We start from the raw sequence: 21,019 nt of genomic DNA, 5'->3' as shown, positions 1-21,019 counted from the left end.
CGCACAGCCACGTGCGGCAACGGCCTGCCAGGAGACAAACCGTGAACGCCAAAGCCCGCAAACCCGCTTCTAAAAAGCCTGCGCCTGCCAAAAAAGCGGGTAAAACTGGTGCAACGCCCAAAGCGGTTGCGAAAAAAATCGTGAAAAAACCTGTGCCTGCCAAACCCGTGGCCAAGGCTGCGGCCAAGCCGGTCAAGTCTGTGGTGAAAAAGCCTGTGGCCAAGAAGGCTGCCGCCAAAACGCCGCTGAAAAAGGCCGCCGCCAAGCCAGCCGTCAAAAAAGCCGTGCCGCCGAAAGCAGCGCCTAAGAAAGCCGCTCCTTCAAAGGTGCTCGCCAAGCCTGTCGTCAAAAAGGCGGTCAAATTGACGCCAGCCAAGCCTGTGTCTGCCAAGAAAGCCACGCCAGCCAAAGCCCAAGCGGTCAAAGCCGCCGTGAAGGTGACCGCCCCCAAAAAGGCAGCGGCCAAACCGGTGGTCAAAGCGCCGACCAAAACCCCCGCTAAAAACACAGCGAAAGCGCCTGTCAAAGCGGCGGCCAAGCCTGTTGCGCGCCCCGCAGCTGTAGTCAAACAGCCCAAAGCCGCCAAGGTCAAGGTGAAGGCTGACAAAGTGGTGGCTGCGCCAGCGCCTGTGGTGCATGTGGTACCCGTCATCCCCGGTTACACCCCGGTGGTGCACAAGAAAAACTCCAGAGCAGCCAAGATGGCTGCCCTGGTGCCACCACCGCCTGCTGCGGTGGTGGTGACCAACGCTGCCAAATCGAGCTTCATGCCGATGACCGCTCCTTCTGTTCCCTCGATCGTGCCTGTGATACCTCAAAAAGACGCCAAACTTGCCAACAACTGGAAAACCAAAACCGCAGATCAGCTCACCGATGCAGAAGTCATCGCCATGCCTGACAGCGAGTACATGAACGACATTCAAATGGCGTTTTTCCGCATCAAGCTGAGCAAACTCAGGGATGAGGTGCTGACCAACGCCAGCGAAACCACCGAGCACTTGCGCGAGGACACCGTTGTCACGCCAGACCCTGCAGACCGAGCCACGATCGAAGAAGAGCATGCGCTGGAATTGCGCACCCGCGACCGTGAACGCAAACTGCTCAAGAAGATCGAGCAGTCCATTCACCGCATCGATGGCGGCGACTACGGCTATTGCGATGAGACGGGTGAAGCCATCGGTGTCGGCCGCTTGCTGGCACGCCCAACGGCCACTTTGTCCCTCGAAGCGCAAGAACGCCGGGAACTGAAGCAAAAAATGTTTGGTGATTGATCATTTTTTTCATTTTGAATGCCACAAGCAGGCCAAACGCCTGCTTTTTTTTGGCCGACTTTTTCTTGATAAGCCACTTTGAGTGCTTGTGCTAAGTGCTTCATTTGTAACGTTTTTTGTCTTTCTGGATATTTCTCGAAACCGCTGTAAGTCCTTGATTTCATTGAAAAAAGTTAGAAATTGCCTCGTGAGATGAGGTTTTCCTGATACAGTGCAAATAAGTGCAATTAAGTGGGGGAAAGTGCCTTTGGCCTCTCCATTTGCCTGCTGTCGCTGTTTTTTAGGAAGGTAGCCCGTGTTTCAGGGAGCTTCATCGCTGAGTCTTGACGCCAAAGGTCGTTTGTCGGTGCCGACACGGCATCGTGACGTCTTGAGCGCGACGGCTGCTGGGCAACTCACCATCACGCGCCATCCCCATGGCTGTTTGATGGTCTTCCCCCGCCCCGAATGGGAGAAGTTCCGCGAGCGCATCGCGGCCTTGCCCATGAGCGCACAGTGGTGGAAGCGCATCTTCTTGGGTAATGCCATGGATGTGGAGATGGACGGTACCGGCCGGGTGTTGATTTCCCCTGAGCTGCGCACCGCGGCGGGCATCAGCAAAGACACCATGTTGCTTGGCATGGGCAACCACTTCGAGTTGTGGGACAAGGCCACCTACGAAGCCCAAGAAGCCCAAGCCATGCAGGGCGACATGCCCGATGTCTTCAAGGAATTCTCTTTTTAAAGGCAGACGGTGGACACGGCATGCACGCACACCACCGTTCTTTTGCGCGAAGCTGTCGAGGCCCTCGACATTCAGCCCGATGGAACGTACGTCGACGCGACCTTTGGGCGCGGTGGGCACAGCCGTTTGATCTTGTCCAAGCTCTCGCCTCAGGGGCGGTTGATTGCCTTCGACAAAGACCCCGAAGCGATTGCTGCGGCGCAGAGCATCCAAGACCCCCGTTTTTCCATCCGGCATCAAGGCTTTGCCGACCTGGGCGAGTTGCCGGTGGGCTCAATCGACGGGGTGTTGATGGATTTGGGGGTCAGCTCGCCCCAAATCGACACGCCCGAGCGGGGCTTTTCTTTTCGATTCGACGGTCCCTTGGACATGCGCATGGACACCACCCGTGGCCAGAGCGTGTCCGAGTGGTTGGCCGATGCAGAACTCCAACACATTGCGGAGGTGATACGTGAATATGGCGAAGAACGGTTTGCTCAACAGATTGCAAAGGCGATTGTTGCTCGCCGACAAGAACGGGGCGTTCCTACAAGCACCTCTGAACTGGCCCAGCTCGTGGCTGACACGGTCAAAACCCGCGAGCCGGGCAAGGACCCTGCAACGCGCACATTTCAGGCTTTTCGGATTTTCATCAACGCCGAGCTTGAGGAGTTGCAACAAGCGCTAGACGCTTCGTTGCAGGTGCTCAGCCCAGCAGGAAGATTGGCCGTGATCAGTTTCCACTCGTTGGAAGACCGCATCGTCAAACAATTCATCGCGAAACATTCACGCGAGGTGTATGACCGTCGCGCACCGTTTGCGCCGCCCCAAGTGATGGCGCTGGCGTCCATCGGGCGCATCAAACCCAGTGTGGAAGAGGTCGCCGCCAACACGCGTTCACGCAGTGCCATGTTGCGTGTGGCCAAGCGGCTGGGCGAGGGGACGGCGCCATGACGCGCATCGGCGTGGTGTTGTTTTTGGCGGTGCTCTTGAGTGCCTTGTTCGTGGTGCGCACCCAGTACGAGTCGCGCTCACTCACCACCGAGCTCGATCGTGCCACCAGCGAAGCGCGCCGCTTAGACATTGAATACGACCGCTTGGATGTGGCGCGACGCGCACAAGCCACACCCCTGCGGGTTGAAAAGCTGGCTCGCGAGCAATTGCACATGCGCACCATCACGCCGGCCATCACCCATTACGCCACGCTGCCTGCTGGGGTGGCTGCTTCTGTTCAGGGCAAGCCATGAGCCGTCGCAGCGTTCAATACGCCACCAGCCCTTTGCTTGCGAGCAAAACGCCCGTTTGGCGCAGCCAATTTGTGGTGGCTTGCATCGCCTTGGGCTTCATTGGCTTGGTGGCACGTGCAGCCTATGTGCAGGTGATTGACAACGCCTTCTTCAAGCGCCAGGGTGCGGTGCGTTTCATCCGAACCTTGGATCTGCCTGCCAACCGGGGACGGATTTTGGACCGCAATGGCCACATCTTGGCCTCCAGCGTGCCCGTGCCCAGCGTGTGGGCCAGTCCTGAAGATGTAGACCGTGACCCTGTCAAGCTCAAAGCCTTGGCCAAGTTGTTGGGCATGACGCAGGCCGAGTTGGACAAAAAGTTGCAAGACGAGGACAAAAACTTTGTCTGGGTCAAACGCCAAGTGGACGAGTCGGTCGGCAAAGACATTGACGCCCTCAAAATCAAAGGCGTCTACACCCGCAAAGAGTACAAGCGCATCTACCCTGAGGGTGAGGCGGTGGCCCACGTGGTGGGCTTCACCAATGTCGAGAACTTGGGTCAAGAAGGGGTAGAGCTCACCTTCAACAAAGAGCTGGGTGGCAAAGCGGGCACGCGTCGCGTGATCAAAGACCGGTTGGGTCGCGTGGTGGAAGACATTGGCGAAATGGTCCCGCCCATCGATGGCCGTGATTTGGAGTTGAGCATCGACAGCAAGGTGCAGTACTTTGCTTACGAAAAAATCAAAGAAGCCGTCATCAACAACAAGGCGGCGGCGGGCAGTGTGGTGGTGCTTGACATCAAGACCGGTGAAATTCTGGCCTTGACCAATTACCCCAGTTACGCGCCTGACAAGCGCGGCAATTTGACCGGCGCGCAGCTGCGCAACCGTGCGCTCACCGACACCTTTGAGCCCGGCTCCACCATGAAGCCGCTGGTGATTGGCTTGGCGCTGGAAAAAGGCATCGTCAAACCCGAGACCATGATCCAAACCGCACCGGGTAAGTTGCAAATGGGCTCGGCGGTGATTTCTGACTCGCATGCCCACGGCTTGATCAGCGTGAACGAAGTCATCCAAAAATCCAGCAACATTGGCACGGTCAAAATTGCGTTGCAAATGCAGCCCCACGACATGTGGGAAGTGTTCACCCAAGTGGGCTTAGGCCAGAAGCCGCAAGTGCCTTTCCCGGGTGCCGTCTCGGGCAAGGTGCGGGCCTACAAAACCTGGAAGCCGATTGAACAAGCCACCATGAGCTATGGCTATGGCCTGTCCACCAGCTTGTTTCAACTCGCCCAGGCCTACAGCGTGTTTGCCCGCGACGGTGAGTTGGTTCCCGTGAGCCTGCTCAAAACCCATGACAACATCAGCGGTGCACGCGTGTTCTCGGTTGCCAATGCCACCGCCGTGCGTCACATGTTGCACTTGGTCACAGGGCCCGGTGGCACGGCCCCCAAAGCCCAGACCATGGGCTACTCGGTGGGTGGCAAAACGGGGACCGCGCACAAGGTCGAAGGCCGTGGCTATGCGGGTAAAAAATACCGCGGTTTTTTTGTCGGCATCGCCCCGATCGACAACCCCCGCATCGTGGTGGCTGTGATGGTGGACGAGCCCACCAACGGGATGTACTTTGGCGGCGATGTAGCGGCCCCGGTGTTCAGTCAAACCGTGCAGCAGACGCTGCGCATGATGGGCGTGCAGCCCGACATGGCGGTCAAGCCCCAAGTGGTGGCCAAGGCTGAGAAGGAGGAGTTCTGATGCGACACCTCCACAGCCCCCAAGAAGCCGCCCAGTGGCTGCATGCCCAAGTGCGCGGCGAGTTGCACACCGACAGCCGCCGGGTCACCACCGGCGACGGGTTCATCGCCTGGCCCGGTGCTGCCAGTGACGGTCGTCGCCATGTGCCTGCGGCCTTGGCCCAAGGCGCTGCCGCATGCTTGGTCGAACACCAAGGTGTGGAGGCCTTCCAAGATGCCTTCCACGGTGCAAAGAAGCCGGGCGTGTCTGACGCCATGGCTGCGTCCCACGCGTTGGCCAGCTACACCGATTTGAAAGCTGCCAGCGGCCCCATCGCTGCGGCTTATTACGAACAACCCAGCCGCGCGTTGGACGTCTTGGCCATCACAGGCACCAATGGCAAAACCTCCACCGCTTGGTGGTTGGCCCATGCGCTGGGGTGCGTGGGTCAGCGCTGTGCGGTGGTGGGGACCTTGGGTGTGGGCGAAGTCGGCCAACTGGAAGTCACCGGCATGACCACGCCAGACCCCGTGTTGTTGCAAGCCCGCTTGCGTGACATGGTCACACAGGGTGTTCAGGCCTGTGCCATCGAAGCGTCCTCCATCGGCTTGGCCGAACATCGCTTAGACGGAACCCAAGTTCGGGTGGCCCTGTTCACCAACTTCACGCAAGACCACCTCGACTACCACGGCAGCATGGCCGGTTACTGGCAGGCCAAAACAGCCTTGTTCAACTGGCCGGGTCTGCAAGCCGCCGTGGTCAACACCGACGACGCCTATGGCGCGCAACTGGCCCAGCAGCTCAGCCTTCGCCAAGATCTGGTGCTCTGGACCGTTGGCATCGCGGCCGACGCCCCCCAGCCCGACGCGCCCATCACCGCACAGCACGCGCCTGCCACAGGCCTGAGTTTTGAGGCAGCAAGCCGGGTGCAGCATCTGCAAGCTACACAGGTGCGCCATGGCGCGCGAGGGCTGAGTTTTGATGTGCTTGAAGGCGAGCACCGTCACACCTTGCACACCAGCTTGGTGGGCCACTACAACGTGAGCAATGTGTTGGGCGTGATCGCTTGTCTGCGTGCCTTGGGCCACAGCCTGGCCCAAGCGGTGCAGGCCTGTGCCGATTTGCCCGCCGTGCCAGGGCGCATGCAAGCCCTGGGACAGATCGGGCAGCCTTTGGTGGTGGTGGACTATGCCCATACGCCAGATGCGGTGGTGCAAGCACTCCAGGCGCTGCGCCCCTTGGCCAGCACACGGGGTGGCGCCTTGGTGTGCGTGCTGGGTTGTGGCGGTGATCGCGACCAGGCCAAGCGTCCCCTGATGGCCGCAGCGGCTGAGCAATACGCCGACCGTGTGGTGCTCACCAGCGACAACCCGCGCAGCGAAGATCCCCAGGCCATCCTCACTCAGATGCTGCAGGGCTTAACGCGCCCGGCAGACAGTTGGCAGATGCTCGACCGAGCCCAGGCCATCGCCTGCGCGGTGCGCGAAGCCAGCGCACTCGACGTGGTGTTGGTGGCCGGCAAAGGCCACGAAGACCACCAAGACGTACAGGGCGTCAAACTGCCTTTCAGCGACGTGGCGCAAGCCCAAGCAGCTTTGCAGCAATGGAGGGCACATGTCTGACATGAACCTCAGCCTGCAACGCATTGCCAGTTGGTTGCCCGGCGCACATGGGGTGGGAGATGCCGCTGTCTGCATTCAACGGGTGCACACCGACAGCCGCAGCTTGCAAGCGGGTGATTTGTTTGTCGCCTTGCAGGGCGAGCGCTTTGATGCCCATGACTTCTTGCCCCAAGCCGCAGCCAGCGGTGCCGTAGCCGCGTTGGCCCAGCACGGGCTAGAGGCAGCGCAACTGCCAGGCGTGGAAGTGCCAGACAGCCGCCGTGCCTTGGGACAGTTGGCGCAGGGCTGGCGTGCCCAGTTTGACTTGCCCCTGATTGCCGTGACCGGCAGCAACGGCAAAACCACCGTGACCCAAATGATCGCCAGCATCTTGCGTGCAGGCTGGGGTGACAACGCCTTGGCCACCCAAGGCAATTTGAACAACGACATTGGCGTGCCCCAAACCTTGTTGCGTTTGCGCGCCCACCACCGCTGCGCGGTGGTGGAGCTGGGCATGAACCACCCGGGCGAAATTGCCGGCTTGGCTGCGATGGCGCACGCCAGCGTGGCCTTGGTCAACAACGCCCAACGCGAGCACCAAGAATTCATGGCCACGGTTGATGCGGTGGCGCAAGAAAACGGCGCCGCCCTCAGTGCGTTGCCCGCCACTGGGGTGGCCGTCTTTCCGGCGCACGACCGCTACACGCCCTTGTGGCAAAGCTTGGCTGGCGCGCGCCGCTGCATGCGTTTTGCCATGCGTGCCTCGCACGCGGGTGAAGCGCCTGCCGAGGTGGTGTTGCACCAAGCGGTGTGGGCCAACGACCACTGGGACGTCCAGGTGCACACCCCCGCAGGCCTGATGAGCACCCCACTGCACATCGCCGGCCGCCACAACGTGGGCAATGCCTTGGCCGCAACCGCGTGTGCCTTGGCCGCAGGTGTGACGCTGGATGTGATTGCCCAAGGCCTGTCGGCCTTTGAGCCCGTCAAAGGCCGCTCGCGTGCTTTTGGTGTGGTGTGCCAAGGACAAGCCATCACTGGGGTGGACGACACCTACAACGCCAACCCAGACTCGGTGCGCGCTGCCATCGACGTGTTGGCCGAGTTGCCCGGCCCGCACTTGCTGGTGTTGGGTGACATGGGCGAGGTGGGCACGCAAGGGCCCGAATTCCACCTAGAAGTGGGCCACCATGCGCGCGACTCAGGCATCGAACACGTGCTGTGTTTGGGCGATCTGGCCGCCTCGACCGCGCAGGCCTATGGCCCCACGGCGCGGCACTTTGCCTCGATGGAAGCTTTGACCGCGCAGGTGTTGCAAGCCTTGCCCCAGGTGGGCAGCGTGCTGGTCAAGGGCTCGCGCTTCATGAAGATGGAACGTGTGGTCGACGCCATCCAAGCCTGCCACGACAACAAGAACGACAAGAACAACCAGGAGACCGCCCCATGCTGCTGACGCTGGCCCAATGGCTGCAAACCCTCTCGCCAGAGTTTGGTTTTTTCCGGGTGTTTCAGTACCTCACCTTCCGTGCCGTGATGGCGGCAGTGACCGCGTTGATGATTGGCTTGATCGCCGGTCCGGCCGTCATCCGGCGTTTGACCGCCTTGAAAATTGGCCAACCCATCCGCGAATACGCCATGCAAAGCCACTTGGTCAAAAGTGGCACCCCCACCATGGGCGGTGTGTTGATCTTGATTGGCATTGCTGTGTCCACGTTGTTGTGGGCCGACTTGAGCAACCGCTTTGTGTGGATCGTGATGATCGTCACCTTTGGCTTTGGCGCCATTGGCTGGGCCGACGATTGGCGCAAGGTGGTGCGCAAAGACCCCGAGGGCATGCCGTCACGCGAAAAATACCTGTGGCAGTCCTTGATTGGTTTGTTGGCGGCCCTCTATTTGGTGTTCAGCATTTCCGAAAGCAGCAACCTGCGCGTGTTGGAGTTGTTCTACACCTGGGTCAAGTCAGGCTTTGATGTGAGCTTGCCGCCCAAAGCCGGTTTGTTGCTGCCCTTCATCAAAGAGGTGAGCTATCCCCTGGGTGTGTTCGGCTTTGTGATCATGACCTACTTGGTCATCGTCGGTTCGAGCAATGCCGTGAACTTGACCGATGGGCTCGATGGCTTGGCCATCATGCCGGTGGTGATGGTGGGGTCGGCCTTGGGCGTGTTTGCCTACGTGACCGGCAGTTCGGTGTATTCGAAGTACCTGCTGTTTCCCTACATCCCCGGTTCGGGCGAGTTGATGATCTTCTGCGCCGCCATGGCCGGCGCTGGCTTGGCCTTTTTGTGGTTCAACACCCATCCTGCACAAGTCTTCATGGGCGACGTGGGGGCATTGGCGCTGGGTGGCGCTTTGGGCACCATCGCGGTCATCGTGCGGCAAGAAATTGTGCTGGCCATCATGGGGGGCATTTTTGTGGTGGAGGCCTTGTCGGTCATGCTGCAAGTGAGCTACTTCAAATACACCAAGAAAAAATATGGCGAAGGGCGACGCATTTTGAAAATGGCGCCGCTGCACCACCACTTTGAAAAGACCGGTTGGAAAGAAACCCAGGTCGTGGTGCGTTTTTGGATCATCACCATGCTGCTGTGCCTGGTGGGTCTGTCGACCTTGAAGCTGAGGTAAGACGCCGATGCTGCAACTCCACAACCAATCGGTGCTGATCCTGGGCTTGGGTGATTCCGGCCTGGCGATGGCGCGTTGGTGTGTGCGCTGCGGCGCACAGGTGCAGGTGGTCGACACCCGCGAGGTGCCACCTCAGCTGGCCCTGTTGCGCGCCGATTTGCCGCAGGTCAGCTTTGTTCACAGCGCCTTCGCGGCCAGCTTGGTCGACGGTCAGGACGTGCGTGCCGTGTTCAAAAGCCCCGGCCTGTCGCCTCAGGCGGTGGCCCCGGTGTGGCAAGCGGCGCAAGCCGCTGGCTTGTGGGTGGGCACCGAATTGACCTTGTTTGCCCAAGCCTTGCACGACTTGCAAAGCACCCAGGCCTACCACCCCAAGGTGTTGGGCATCACCGGCACCAACGGCAAAACCACCGTCACCTCGCTCACCGGACAACTGTTGGAGCGGGCTGGACTGCGCGTGGCCGTGGCCGGCAACATTGGCCCCACGTTGTTGGACACCTTGGCGCAGGCCCTCGACCAAGCCGCTGCCGATGCGGCTGTGGCTCAGCAAGCTGAACAAGCGCAAGCGGCCAAAGAGCAAGCCGAGTTGGATGTCCAACAAGCCGCACAACACGCTGCGGATCAACTCGCCGCACAGCAGGCGGCAGAGCTGGCCGCACAGCAACAGGCAGAACACCTCGCAGCGCACGCTGCGCTGACCGACGAGGATGCGCAACACACAGCATCTGCCTTGGAAACACAGGGTGAGCTGTTGCCCGATGCGGCGTCTGAACCTGCTGCGCCATCTGAATTGGACGTTGCCGCCAGCACAGACGACCCGCCCTACGAGGTGGACTTGCCACCCTTGGTGCCGCCACCCCCACCGCCCGCAGACCACCCGCATCTGCCCCAGGTGTGGGTGCTGGAGTTGTCCAGCTTTCAGCTCGACGGCGTGGACAACTTCGAGCCCACCGCCGCCACGGTGCTCAACCTGAGCCAAGACCACCTCGACTGGCACGGCGACATGCATGCCTATGGCGCCGCCAAAGCCCGCATCTTTGGTGCCCAAGGTGTGATGGTGCTCAACCGCGAAGACCCGGTGGTGCTGGCGATGTTGCCGCAACCGGTGCGAGTCAAATTGCAACGCCCGCAGGTGCGTGCCCATGTGACCTTTGGTGGCGATCTGCCGCAACGCCCCGGTGACTACGGCATTGAAAACATGAATGGCATGACCTGGTTGGTGCGTGCCCTAGAGGCCGACGAGACGCGCCGCAAAAAGCGTGTCAGCAGCCCAGACGACGAAGAGGAAATTCACATCCAGCGTTTGATGCCCGCCGACGCGTTGCGCATCCGGGGCCGCCACAACGCCTTGAATGCCTTGGCTGCGTTGGCCTTGGCCAGCAGCACCGGAGCCAGCTTGGCGCCCATGTTGTATGGCCTGCGCGAATACACCGGTGAACCGCACCGCGTGGCGCCCGTCACCGTGCTGCAAGGCGTGGAATATTTTGACGACAGCAAAGGCACCAACGTCGGCGCCACGGTGGCGGCCATCCAAGGTTTGGGCGCTGACCGTCGCTTGGTGGTGATCTTGGGTGGCGACGGCAAAGGCCAAGACTTTGCGCCGTTGTTCAACCCCGTCAGCCACCATGCGCGTGCCGTGGTGTTGATTGGCCGTGACGCGCCTTTGTTGCGAGTGGCCTTGCAAGACAGTGGTGTGCCCTTGCACGACGCCGCGTCATTGCCCGAGGCCGTGACCTTGTGTCACCAACTCGCGCAATCGGGCGACGCGGTGTTGCTCTCCCCTGCGTGTGCCAGCCTGGACATGTTCCGCCATTACGCCCACCGCGCTGAGGTGTTTGTCGATGCGGTGCAGGCCCTGGCGATTGCGCATGGAGGTGCCCTGTGACGGCAGCCACTTTAGGCAACAAGCCAAGTCTGGGCGCGCGACTCATGCAGGGCCTCAACGCACGTGTGGCCCGTTGGACGGGCGCAGAACCCCATGCTGGCTTAGACGCTTTGCCGGTTCGCGTGCATGGCACCGAGTTCACCCGCACCGGGGCCGCACCCGTGGATGTCAAAGGCTTTGACCAGCCCTTGGTCTGGGTCACCTTTGCCTTGCTCATGGTGGGCTTGGTCATGGTCTATTCGGCCTCCATTGCCATGCCTGACAACCCCCGCACGGGCGCGTACTACACCCAAACCCATTTCTTGATGCGCCACACCTTGTCGCTGTGCGTGGCCTTTGTGGCTGCCTTGTTGGCGTTTCAGGTGCCGCTCAACACCTGGGAGCGGGTGGCGCCTTGGGTGTTCATCATCTCCATCGTGCTGCTGATGGCGGTGCTGCTGCCGTTCATTGGCAAAGCCGTCAATGGGGCGCGGCGCTGGATTGGTTTGGGCTTCATGAACTTCCAACCTTCAGAGTTGGCCAAGTTTGGCGTGTTGCTGTATGCGGCCAACTACATGGTGCGCAAGATGGACGTGAAAGAGAAGTTTTTCAAAGCCGTCACGCCCATGGGCGCGGCGGTGTTCATCGTCGGCTTGCTGTTGTTGGCCGAACCCGACATGGGCGCTTTTTTGGTGATCGCTGTCATTGCCATGGGCATCTTGTTCTTGGGCGGCGTCAACGCGCGCATGTTCTTCTTGATCGCGGCGGCCCTGATTGGCGTGTTCGGTTTGATCATTGCGTCGTCCGAGTGGCGGCGCGAACGCATCTTTGCTTACCTGGATCCGTGGAGCATGGAGCATGCGCTGGGCAAGGGCTACCAACTCTCGCACTCGTTGATCGCGATTGGCCGGGGTGAGATTTTTGGCGTGGGTTTGGGCGGCAGTGTGGAGAAACTGCACTGGTTGCCTGAAGCCCACACCGACTTCTTGCTGGCTGTGATTGGCGAAGAGTTTGGATTTGTGGGCGTGGTGGCCATCATTGGCATGTTCATGTGGTTGACCCGCCGCATCATGTACATCGGTCGCCAAGCCATTGCCATGGACCGCGTGTTTGCTGGATTGGTGGCGCAAGGGGTGGGCATTTGGATGGGCTTTCAGTCCTTCATCAACATTGGTGTGAACTTGGGCGCGCTGCCCACCAAAGGCCTGACCTTGCCGCTCATGAGCTACGGTGGCTCGGCCATCTTGCTCAACCTCATCGCCATCGCCGTGGTGCTGCGGGTGGACTTTGAGAACCGGGTCTTGATGCACGGAGGACGTCTATGAACGCGCCTCGCACAGCCCTGGTCATGGCCGGTGGCACCGGTGGCCACATCTTCCCTGGCTTGGCCGTGGCGGAGTTGCTGCGCAGCCAAGGCTGGCAAGTGCATTGGCTGGGTGCGCCTGCACCGAGCATGGAGAGCCAGTTGGTGCCGCCGCGCGGTTTGGCTTATGAAACGGTGCAGTTCTCAGGCGTGCGCGGCAAGGGCTTGGCCACTTTGGCTTGGCTGCCCTTCAAGTTGCTGCGCGCCTTCTGGCAAAGCCTGTGTGTGATGCGCCGTGTGCAGCCCGACGTGGTGCTGGGCTTGGGGGGTTACATCACCTTCCCCGCTGGGTTGATGGCCGCTTTGTGCGGCAAGCCCCTGGTGCTGCACGAACAAAACTCGGTCGCGGGCATGGCCAACAAAGTTTTGGCCACCGTGGCCAAACGGGTGTTCACCGCCTTCCCTGGCGTGATGCCCAAGGGGCAATGGGTGGGCAACCCGCTGCGCGAAGGGTTTGTCACACAAGCTGCCCCCGCAGAGCGATTTGCCCACCGCACGGGACCTTTGCGCTTGTTGGTGGTGGGCGGCAGCTTGGGCGCGCAAGCGCTCAACACGGTGGTGCCACAAGCGCTGGCCTTGATTCCGGTGAACCAACGCCCCCACGTGGTTCACCAAAGCGGCGCCAAACAAATTGACGCCCTGCGCGAGGCCTATGCCCAAGCGGGTGTGCAGGCCGAGTTGACGCCTTTCATTGACGATACCGCGCAGGCGTTTGCCGACGCCGATGTGGTGATTGCCCGCGCCGGCGCGAGCACCGTGACCGAACTGGCAGCGGTGGGTGTGGCCGCGATCTATGTGCCGTTTCCCCATGCGGTGGACGACCACCAAACCACCAACGCCCGCTTCTTGGTGGATGCGGGGGGGGGGTGGCTGATTGCACAAGCGCAACTGGAGCCGCAAGACTTGGCCAACCGTTTGCAATTTTTGACCCGTCGCACGCTGCAAGCCTGCGCAGAAAAGGCGTATGCCATGAGAAAAGTAGATGCCGCCCACACCGTGGTAGCGGCCTGTCAGGCTTTGGCCAGCGAGGGGCGTGTGCGATGAAACACGCCATTCGCCACATCCATTTCGTGGGCATCGGTGGGGCCGGCATGAGTGGCATTGCCGAGGTGTTGCTCAACCTGGGGTATGTCGTGTCGGGCTCTGACTTGTCGGACAGTGCGGCGCTCAAGCGTTTGCATGCCCTGGGCATTGAGACCCATGTCGGACACGCGGCCACGCACATCACAGGCGCCGACGCGGTGGTCACGTCCACCGCCGTGCAAGCCGACAACCCCGAGGTGGTGGCGGCACACGCCAAGCTCATCCCGGTGGTGCCCCGTGCGGTCATGTTGGCCGAGTTGATGCGTTTGAAGCAAGGCGTGGCCATTGCAGGCACCCACGGCAAAACCACCACCACCAGCTTGGTGGCCAGCGTCTTGGCCGAAGCGGGCATGGACCCGACGTTTGTGATTGGCGGGCGTCTCAACAGCGCCGGGGCCAATGCCAAGTTGGGGTCGGGCGAACACATCGTGGTGGAGGCCGACGAGTCAGACGCCTCGTTCTTGAACCTGTTGCCCGTGATGGCGGTGGTGACCAACATCGACGCCGACCACATGGACACCTATGGCCATGACTTCAACCGACTCAAGGGTGCTTTCATTGAGTTCTTGCACCGCATGCCGTTTTATGGCGCGGCCATTTTGTGCACCGACGATGCGGCCGTGCGCAGCATCTTGCCCGAGGTCTCGCGCCCCATCACCAGCTATGGCTTCAACGAACAAGCCCAAGTGCGTGGCGTGAATGTGCAGGCCGACAACGGGCGCATGCGCTTCACCGTGCAGCGGCGCAATGGCGTGACCTTGCCCGATCTGGACATCACCCTCAACCTTGCGGGCGAGCACAACGTGCTCAACGCTTTGGCGGCGATTGCGGTGGCGGTGGAGTTGAACGTGCCCGATGAGGCCCTGGTCAAAGCCTTGGCCGAGTTCAAGGGCGTGGGCCGACGCTTCCAGCGCCATGGCGAGGTGGCGGCCAAACACGGCGGCCACTTCACCTTGATCGAAGACTACGGCCACCACCCGGTCGAGTTGGCGGCCACTTTGGCGGCGGCACGTGGCGCTTTCCCAGGTCGACGCTTGGTGTTGGCGTTTCAGCCACACCGCTACACCCGCACGCGGGACTGCTTTGAAGACTTTGTGCAAGTCATGGTCCGGGCCGACGTGCTGTGGCTGGCCGAAATTTATGCCGCTGGCGAAACACCCATTCCGGCTGCCGATGGTCGCGCTTTGTCGCGTGCCATGCGCGTGGCAGGCCATGAAGCCCTGGTCTTTGTGGATGACATTCAAAAAATGGCCCAAGTCATTGCCGACAACGCCCAAGACGGCGATGTGGTGATGTGCATGGGCGCAGGCTCCATCGGTCAAGTGCCCGCCCAGGTGTTGGCACTGACCCCCACCCAGAGTTGATGGCATGAACCGCGTGAATCCAACATTCGATGTGCAAACCGCCAAAGTGGCGGTGTTGATGGGCGGCCACTCGGCAGAGCGCGAGGTCTCGCTCATGTCGGGCAGTGGCGTGCTCAAAGCGTTGCAATCCCAAGGCGTGAATGCCTTGGCGTTTGATCCGGCCGAGCGCAGCTTGGACGATGTGCAGCGCGAAGGCTTCACCCATGCATTCATCGCCTTGCATGGCCGCTATGGCGAAGATGGTTCGGTGCAAGGTGCGCTGGAGTTGCTGGGCATTCCCTACACCGGCTCGGGTGTGATGGCCTCGGCCATGGCCATGGACAAGGTGATGACCAAGCGGGTGTGGACGGCGGTGGGTTTGTCGACCCCCGGCTATGTGTGGCTCGATGCCGATGAACAAACCCCCGAAAAAGTAGCGGCTGTCCCCGCGCAACTGGGTTTGCCACTGATCGTCAAGCCGCCGCGTGAAGGCTCGTCGATTGGCATGACCCGTGTGACCGATGCCGCGCAGATGGCAGACGCTGCGGCCCTGGCCACGCGTTACGACCCCGATTTGTTGTGCGAAGAGTTCATCACCGGGGAAGAGTTGACCTGTCCCGTGCTGGGCAGCGGTGCAACGGCTTATGCCTTGCCTGTGGTGCGCATTGCGGCACCCGATGGCGCGTACGACTACAACCACAAGTACTTCACCGATGACGTGAAGTACCACTGCCCCAGCGGCTTGCCCGCTGAAGAAGAACAGGCGGTCCAACGCTTGGTGGTGGCGGCCTACCGTGCTTTGGGTTGCCGTGGCTGGGGCCGCGCCGACATCATGTTGCGCGCCAGCGACCGCAAACCCTTTTTGCTGGAGATGAACACCTCGCCCGGCATGACCAGCCACTCGTTGGTGCCGATGTCGGCACGGGCGGCAGGCATCAGTTACGAAGACCTGTGCTTGCGTTTGTTGGCCAGTGCCACGCTGGACCATCCGGGAGGCGTGTTGCGCCCATGAGCACCCGCTACACCACCCACATGCGCCCACGCCCCGCGGTAGACACCTCGGTGGTGGTGCCATTGGATGTGCGTTTGATGCATGTGGCGTCGTCGCTCATGTTGATCGCTGTGGTGGTGGCCGCTTTGGCGGCAGGGGTGTGGGCTTTGGTGCGTTTGCCTGCGTTTGCGCTGACGGGCATCACCGTGTTGGGGGATGTGGCACACAACAACGCCGTGACCTTGCGTGCCAATGTGGCAGCGCGTTTGACCGGAAATTTCTTCACTGCCGATTTGGCCCGCGTGCGTGCTTCCTTTGAGGCTGTCCCTTGGGTGCGCAGTGCCAGTGTGGCGCGCGAGTTTCCCAACCGCTTGCGCGTGACGCTGCAAGAGCACAACCCCGTGGCGTATTGGGGTGAGGACGGCGACTCGCGCATGGTCAACAGTTTTGGCGAAGTGTTCGAGGCCAACGTGGGTGAGTTGGATGACGAGAAGATGCCGCGCCTGAGCGGGCCCGACAGCCAGTCCAAGCAGGTGTTGGCGATGTACCGCAGTTTGGCCCCCGTGTTTTCGCAGCTGAGCTTGGCGCTGGAGAGTTTGGAGTTGACGGGTCGCGGCAGTTGGCGCGCCCGCGTGGCGCATGGCGCTGTGATTGAGTTGGGCCGTGGCAACACGGCAGAGGTGATGGTGCGCATGCAGCGTTTGGCACAAACGCTGGTGCAAGCCACCCAAAAGTTAGGACGCAAGGTGACGGCCATTGAGTCGGCCGACCTGCGTTACGACAACGGTTATGCGTTGCGGCTGCGCGGGGTGAGCACGACTGACGTGCCCGCTCTGCGCTGACGGATGGCGCAAGAGCAGAGAAAGAACGAGGCAGTTATGGCAAGAGATTACAAAGATTTGGTGGTCGGCTTAGACATTGGCACAGCCAAGGTCATGGTGGTCGTGGCCGAAGTCATGCCAGGCGGTGAGCTCAAACTCGCAGGCCTGGGTGTGGCGCCGAGCAACGGCCTCAAACGCGGCGTGGTGGTGAACATCGACGCCACCGTGCAAAGCATTCAGCAGGCCTTGAAAGAAGCCGAGCTGATGGCCGACTGCAAGATCACGCGGGTCTACACCGGCATCACGGGCAGCCACATCCGTGGCATCAACTCCACGGGCATGGTGGCGGTGAAAGACAAAGAGGTGACGGCGGCTGACGTGGCGCGTGTGGTGGAAACGGCCAAGGCCATCAACATCTCGACCGACCAGCGCTTGCTGTTGGTGCAGCCGCAAGAGTTTGTGATCGACAACCAAGATGTGCGCGAACCGATTGGCATGAGCGGCATCCGCCTCGAAGCCAAGGTGCACATCGTGACGGGCGCACAAAGCGCCGCAGAAAACATCATCAAGTGTGTGCGCCGTTGTGGCTTGGATGTGGACCGCTTGATGCTCAACCCCTTGGCCTCTAGCCTGTCGGTATTGACCGATGACGAGCGCGAGTTGGGTGTGGCCCTGGTGGACATTGGCGCGGGCACCACCGATGTGGCGATCTTCACCAACGGTGCCATCCGCCATACCGCGGTGATCCCCATCGCCGGTGACCTGATCACCAGTGACATTGCCATGGCCTTGCGCACGCCCACCAAAGACGCCGAAGACATCAAGGTCGAGTCGGGCTTTGCCAAGCAGTTGTTGGCCGACCCCGATGTGCAGGTCGAAGTGCCGGGCTTGGGCGACCGCGCGCCACGCATGTTGAGCCGTCAGGCTCTGGCAGGCGTGATCGAGCCACGGGTGGAAGAAATTTTCTCGCTGGTGCAGCAAGTCATCCGTGAGTCGGGCTACGAAGAGGTGTTGTCATCGGGCATTGTGTTGACCGGTGGCAGCGCGGTGATGCCCGGCATGGTGGAGTTAGGTGAAGACATTTTCTTGAAGCCTGTGCGTCGCGGCATTCCGCAGTACAGCAGCGCCTTGGCCGACATGGTGTCGCAGCCTCGCGCGGCCACCGTGATGGGCTTGCTCGAAGAAGCGGGCATCGACCGCATGCGCGGTGTCAAGGTGTCGCAAAAGGGTGGTTCGGTCAAATCGGCCATGGACCGCATCAAAGACTGGTTTGTGGGGAATTTTTAATCATGATTCCTCCTTCATTGCTTTATCTGGCGCGCGGCAGTCCGCCGCCAGGGCACCGTGGTCGACGATGGCGACCTGGTGCGGCACATGCACCGCCTACGTAGAAAGGGCGAGATGCACCACAACAAGCAAAACATGAATTCAAGGCAACTGCAAATTTTTAGATCGACAGGAGAAACAACATGAGCATCGAAATGATCGAAGTTGAAGCATTCAACTCAGGCACCCAAATCAAGGTCATTGGGGTGGGCGGTGGCGGCGGCAACGCGGTCGAGCACATGATCAGCTCTGGCGTGCAAGGCGTAGAGTTCGTCTCGGCCAACACCGATGCACAGGCCTTGCGCGTGAGCAACGCCCACCGCGTGATTCAGCTCGGCTCGACGGGCTTGGGCGCTGGCAGCAAACCAGAGCGCGGCCGTGAAGCGGCTGAGGCTGCGATTGACGACATCCGCATGGCGCTGGAAGGCACCAACATGTTGTTTGTCACGGCAGGCATGGGCGGCGGCACCGGCACCGGCGCAGCCCCCGTGGTGGCGCGGGTGGCGCGTGAGATGGGCATCTTGACCGTGGGTGTGGTGACCAAGCCGTTCGAATTTGAAGGCAGCCGTCGCATGGCCAATGCTGAAATAGGCCTGGCCGAACTCGAAGCCAACGTGGACTCGCTGATCGTGGTGCTGAACGAAAAGCTGATGGACGTGCTGGGCGACGACGCCAGCCAAGACGAAGCCTTTGCGTTTGCCAACGACGTGTTGAAAAACTCGGTCGGCGGCATTGCCGAAATCATCAACGTGGAAGCTTTGGTGAACGTCGACTTTGAAGACGTGCGCACCGTGATGAGCGAAACCGGCAAAGCCATGATGGGCACGGCAGTGGCCAATGGCCCAGACCGCGCGCGCATCGCCGCCGAACAAGCCGTGGCTTGCCCGCTGCTGGAAGGCGTGGACATGTCAGGCGCCAAGGGCGTGTTGGTGCTGATCACCGCAGCCAAAGGTGGCTTGAAGTTGTCGGAGTCGCGCGAGGCCATGAACACCATCCGCAAGTTCGCATCGCCCGAAGCGCATGTGATTTACGGCACCGCTTACGACGAAAACTTGGGCGACCAAATTCGCGTCACGGTGGTGGCCACGGGCTTGGCCGGTGGCCGTCGTGCTGCCCCTCAGTTGCAAGTGCTGCGCACGGGCACCGACGGCGTGGGCATGCCCATGCACGCCAACAACGCCTCGCCTGCGGGTGTGCTGGCTGCTGCCAGCGCAGGGCTGTCGGGTTTGGCGGCTGGTTTGGGGGTGGGGGCTGCACCTGCGGCCACGCAACCTGACTACGCCAACATGGCCGTCCCCAGCGTGTGGCGCACCAACCGCACCCAGGCTGCGGCCAAGGTGGACGCGCTGTCGTCAGGCGGCATGGACGACTATGAAATTCCAGCCTTCTTGCGCAAGCAAGCGGACTGAGTGTTTCATCGTTTCTATCAAGGCCATTGAAACAAACCCGGCCCCCTGCACAGGGGGCTCGGTAAAATTCGTCCTGTGCTGAAACAACGAACCCTTCAATCCCTCACCAAAGCGGTGGGCGTCGGCCTGCACAGCGGTCAGCGTGTGGAGCTGACCCTGCGCCCGGCGCAACCCGACACGGGCATCGTGTTCCGTCGGGTCGATTTGCCGCTGCCGGTGGACATTCCCATCAGCGCGGTGGCGGTGACGGACACCCGGCTGGCCTCGACCATCTCCAATGCGGGTGCCAAAGTGTTCACCGTCGAGCACTTGATGTCGGCATGCGCAGGTTTGGGGCTGGACAACCTGTACATCGACATCACGGCCGAAGAGGTGCCCATCTTGGACGGCTCGGCTTCGTCGTTTGTGTTCTTGCTGCAAAGCGCGGGCATCGTGGAGCAAAACGCACCCAAGCGTTTCATCCGTGTCACCCAGCCCGTGGAGGTGCGCGAAGGAGATGGTGCCAACGTGAAGTGGGCCCGCTTAGACCCCCACCATGGCTACAAGCTGAGCTTTGAGATTGACTTTCACCACCCGGCGGTGGACTCCACCGGCCAGCGCGTGGTGTTTGACATGGACACCGGTAACTATGTGCGCGACATTGCCCGTGCCCGCACCTTTGGCTTCACGCGCGATGTCGAAATGATGCGTGCCAATGGCCTGGCCTTGGGCGGCGGCTTGGACAATGCCATCGTGATGGACGACTACAAGGTGTTGAACAGCGACGGGCTGCGCTACGACGACGAGTTTGTGAAACACAAAATCTTGGACGCGATGGGCGACTTGTATTTGATCGGCAAGCCCTTGTTGGCCGCTTACTCGGCGTTTCGTTCAGGCCACGCCATGAACAACAAGCTGCTGCGTGAACTCTTGAGCCGCCCCGACGCCTACGAGGTGGTGACCTTTGAAGACGCGCGCAAAGCGCCACCGGGTTTGGCGCAGCTCGCGCCAGCTTGGTGAATATTCCCCGCTGGGGCGGTCTCAAAGTCATACCACCTGAGGCTGCTGGCCTGAAATTTACGCGTGCAAATGTGTAGACAAATGGGTATGATCTGTGCATGAAAGTGTCAGGTTTTGACTGGGACGATGGCAACTGGCCCAAGTGTGGCAAGCACGGTGTTTCAAAGTTGGACATTGAACAGGTGCTCAGGGGTTACCCAGCGGTCATGCCTGACCCGCATCCCGACGAACCTCGAATGCGGGCTATTGGCAAAACCCAACAAGGCCGTTATGTTTTTTTGGTCTTCATGATTCGCGATGCAGGCCATGAAACTTTGATACGCCCGATCAGCGCCCGTTACATGCACGCCAAGGAGATCGCTCATTATGAAAACCAAAGCTAAGACCCAACCCATGCCGTCGCTCAAAACCGACGCGCAAGCCGAGCAGTTTGTGGCGAAGGCCGATTTGTCGCAATACGATCTGTCGGGCTTCAAAGCCACACGGTTCGAATTTGAGCCCAAGGCGGCGGCGCTGAACATGCGATTGCCTCAGAAATTATTGGATGCACTCAAGCTCAAAGCGCAAGCGCAAGGTATGCCTTACACGCGTTATGTGCGCTTGTTGCTGGAAAACGATGTAGCTTGAGCGCTATGACACAGCGCCTGGCGAAGTGCTAGCAATCGGA

At 60.8% G+C, this 21,019-nt stretch carries 19 protein-coding genes; all 19 read left to right on the top strand.

Translation table 11 applies throughout. The features are described from left to right. Positions 1–41 precede the first annotated feature (41 nt). Positions 42–1,271: an RNA polymerase-binding protein DksA gene (gene dksA / locus ACKWJN_RS17040; protein ID WP_408598893.1), complete on the top strand. Its 1,230-nt coding sequence runs from the start codon at positions 42–44 to the stop codon at positions 1,269–1,271. Positions 1,272–1,566: 295 nt separating this feature from the next. Then, on the top strand, positions 1,567–1,995 hold the full coding sequence (gene mraZ, locus ACKWJN_RS17035; RefSeq protein ID WP_108359773.1) for a division/cell wall cluster transcriptional repressor MraZ: 429 nt from the start codon (positions 1,567–1,569) through the stop codon (positions 1,993–1,995). A gap of 9 nt (positions 1,996–2,004) precedes the next feature. Next, a complete protein-coding gene (gene rsmH, locus ACKWJN_RS17030; RefSeq protein WP_408598891.1) occupies positions 2,005–2,928 on the top strand; it encodes a 16S rRNA (cytosine(1402)-N(4))-methyltransferase RsmH in 924 nt (307 codons plus the stop codon). Beyond that, positions 2,925–3,221 (top strand): cell division protein FtsL, encoded by a 297-nt coding sequence (gene ftsL, locus ACKWJN_RS17025; RefSeq protein WP_408598889.1) that lies wholly within the window; start codon positions 2,925–2,927, stop codon positions 3,219–3,221. The genes rsmH and ftsL overlap by 4 nt, the downstream gene beginning before the upstream one ends. Beyond that, positions 3,218–4,954, top strand: coding sequence for a peptidoglycan D,D-transpeptidase FtsI family protein (locus ACKWJN_RS17020; protein WP_408598888.1), 1,737 nt, complete (start codon positions 3,218–3,220; stop codon positions 4,952–4,954). Before ftsL ends, ACKWJN_RS17020 begins: the two co-directional genes overlap by 4 nt. Beyond that, complete coding sequence (locus ACKWJN_RS17015; protein WP_408598886.1) at positions 4,954–6,555, top strand: UDP-N-acetylmuramoyl-L-alanyl-D-glutamate--2,6-diaminopimelate ligase; 1,602 nt, start codon at positions 4,954–4,956, stop codon at positions 6,553–6,555. The genes ACKWJN_RS17020 and ACKWJN_RS17015 overlap by 1 nt, the downstream gene beginning before the upstream one ends. After that, on the top strand, positions 6,548–7,987 hold the full coding sequence (gene murF / locus ACKWJN_RS17010) for a UDP-N-acetylmuramoyl-tripeptide--D-alanyl-D-alanine ligase (RefSeq protein ID WP_408598885.1): 1,440 nt from the start codon (positions 6,548–6,550) through the stop codon (positions 7,985–7,987). The genes ACKWJN_RS17015 and murF overlap by 8 nt, the downstream gene beginning before the upstream one ends. Beyond that, a complete protein-coding gene (mraY, locus tag ACKWJN_RS17005) occupies positions 7,978–9,156 on the top strand; it encodes a phospho-N-acetylmuramoyl-pentapeptide-transferase (RefSeq protein WP_408598883.1) in 1,179 nt (392 codons plus the stop codon). Before murF ends, mraY begins: the two co-directional genes overlap by 10 nt. Before the next feature lie 7 nt (positions 9,157–9,163). Continuing rightward, positions 9,164–11,038 carry a UDP-N-acetylmuramoyl-L-alanine--D-glutamate ligase gene (gene murD / locus ACKWJN_RS17000; protein WP_408598881.1) on the top strand — a complete coding sequence of 625 codons (1,875 nt, stop codon included), beginning with the start codon at positions 9,164–9,166 and terminating at the stop codon, positions 11,036–11,038. Positions 11,039–11,082: 44 nt separating this feature from the next. After that, positions 11,083–12,342 (top strand): putative lipid II flippase FtsW, encoded by a 1,260-nt coding sequence (ftsW, locus tag ACKWJN_RS16995; protein WP_408598917.1) that lies wholly within the window; start codon positions 11,083–11,085, stop codon positions 12,340–12,342. Beyond that, complete coding sequence (gene murG, locus ACKWJN_RS16990) at positions 12,339–13,424, top strand: undecaprenyldiphospho-muramoylpentapeptide beta-N-acetylglucosaminyltransferase (RefSeq protein ID WP_408598879.1); 1,086 nt, start codon at positions 12,339–12,341, stop codon at positions 13,422–13,424. Before ftsW ends, murG begins: the two co-directional genes overlap by 4 nt. After that, a complete protein-coding gene (gene murC / locus ACKWJN_RS16985; RefSeq protein WP_408598877.1) occupies positions 13,421–14,827 on the top strand; it encodes a UDP-N-acetylmuramate--L-alanine ligase in 1,407 nt (468 codons plus the stop codon). The genes murG and murC overlap by 4 nt, the downstream gene beginning before the upstream one ends. 4 nt (positions 14,828–14,831) lie before the next feature. Beyond that, positions 14,832–15,818, top strand: a complete 987-nt coding sequence (locus tag ACKWJN_RS16980) for a D-alanine--D-alanine ligase (protein ID WP_408598876.1) — start codon at positions 14,832–14,834, stop codon at positions 15,816–15,818. Beyond that, positions 15,815–16,639, top strand: a complete 825-nt coding sequence (locus tag ACKWJN_RS16975) for a cell division protein FtsQ/DivIB (RefSeq protein ID WP_408598874.1) — start codon at positions 15,815–15,817, stop codon at positions 16,637–16,639. The genes ACKWJN_RS16980 and ACKWJN_RS16975 overlap by 4 nt, the downstream gene beginning before the upstream one ends. Before the next feature lie 36 nt (positions 16,640–16,675). Beyond that, a complete protein-coding gene (ftsA, locus tag ACKWJN_RS16970) occupies positions 16,676–17,905 on the top strand; it encodes a cell division protein FtsA (RefSeq protein WP_408598872.1) in 1,230 nt (409 codons plus the stop codon). Positions 17,906–18,087: 182 nt separating this feature from the next. After that, the gene (ftsZ, locus tag ACKWJN_RS16965) at positions 18,088–19,353 is read left to right on the top strand and encodes a cell division protein FtsZ (protein WP_408598870.1); all 1,266 of its coding nucleotides are present in this window, start codon (positions 18,088–18,090) and stop codon (positions 19,351–19,353) included. Between the two features lie 75 nt (positions 19,354–19,428). After that, positions 19,429–20,352, top strand: a complete 924-nt coding sequence (gene lpxC / locus ACKWJN_RS16960) for a UDP-3-O-acyl-N-acetylglucosamine deacetylase (protein WP_408598869.1) — start codon at positions 19,429–19,431, stop codon at positions 20,350–20,352. 98 nt (positions 20,353–20,450) lie between these two features. Continuing rightward, positions 20,451–20,735, top strand: coding sequence for a BrnT family toxin (locus ACKWJN_RS16955; protein WP_408598868.1), 285 nt, complete (start codon positions 20,451–20,453; stop codon positions 20,733–20,735). Then, positions 20,719–20,979, top strand: a complete 261-nt coding sequence (locus ACKWJN_RS16950; protein ID WP_408598866.1) for a BrnA antitoxin family protein — start codon at positions 20,719–20,721, stop codon at positions 20,977–20,979. The genes ACKWJN_RS16955 and ACKWJN_RS16950 overlap by 17 nt, the downstream gene beginning before the upstream one ends. Positions 20,980–21,019: the final 40 nt, after the last annotated feature.

The sequence above is a fragment of the Limnohabitans sp. genome (genome assembly GCF_046052825.1).
In the GTDB taxonomy this organism is placed as follows: Bacteria; Pseudomonadota; Gammaproteobacteria; order Burkholderiales; family Burkholderiaceae_C; genus Limnohabitans.
This window is presented reverse-complemented; position numbering and strand designations above follow the sequence as displayed.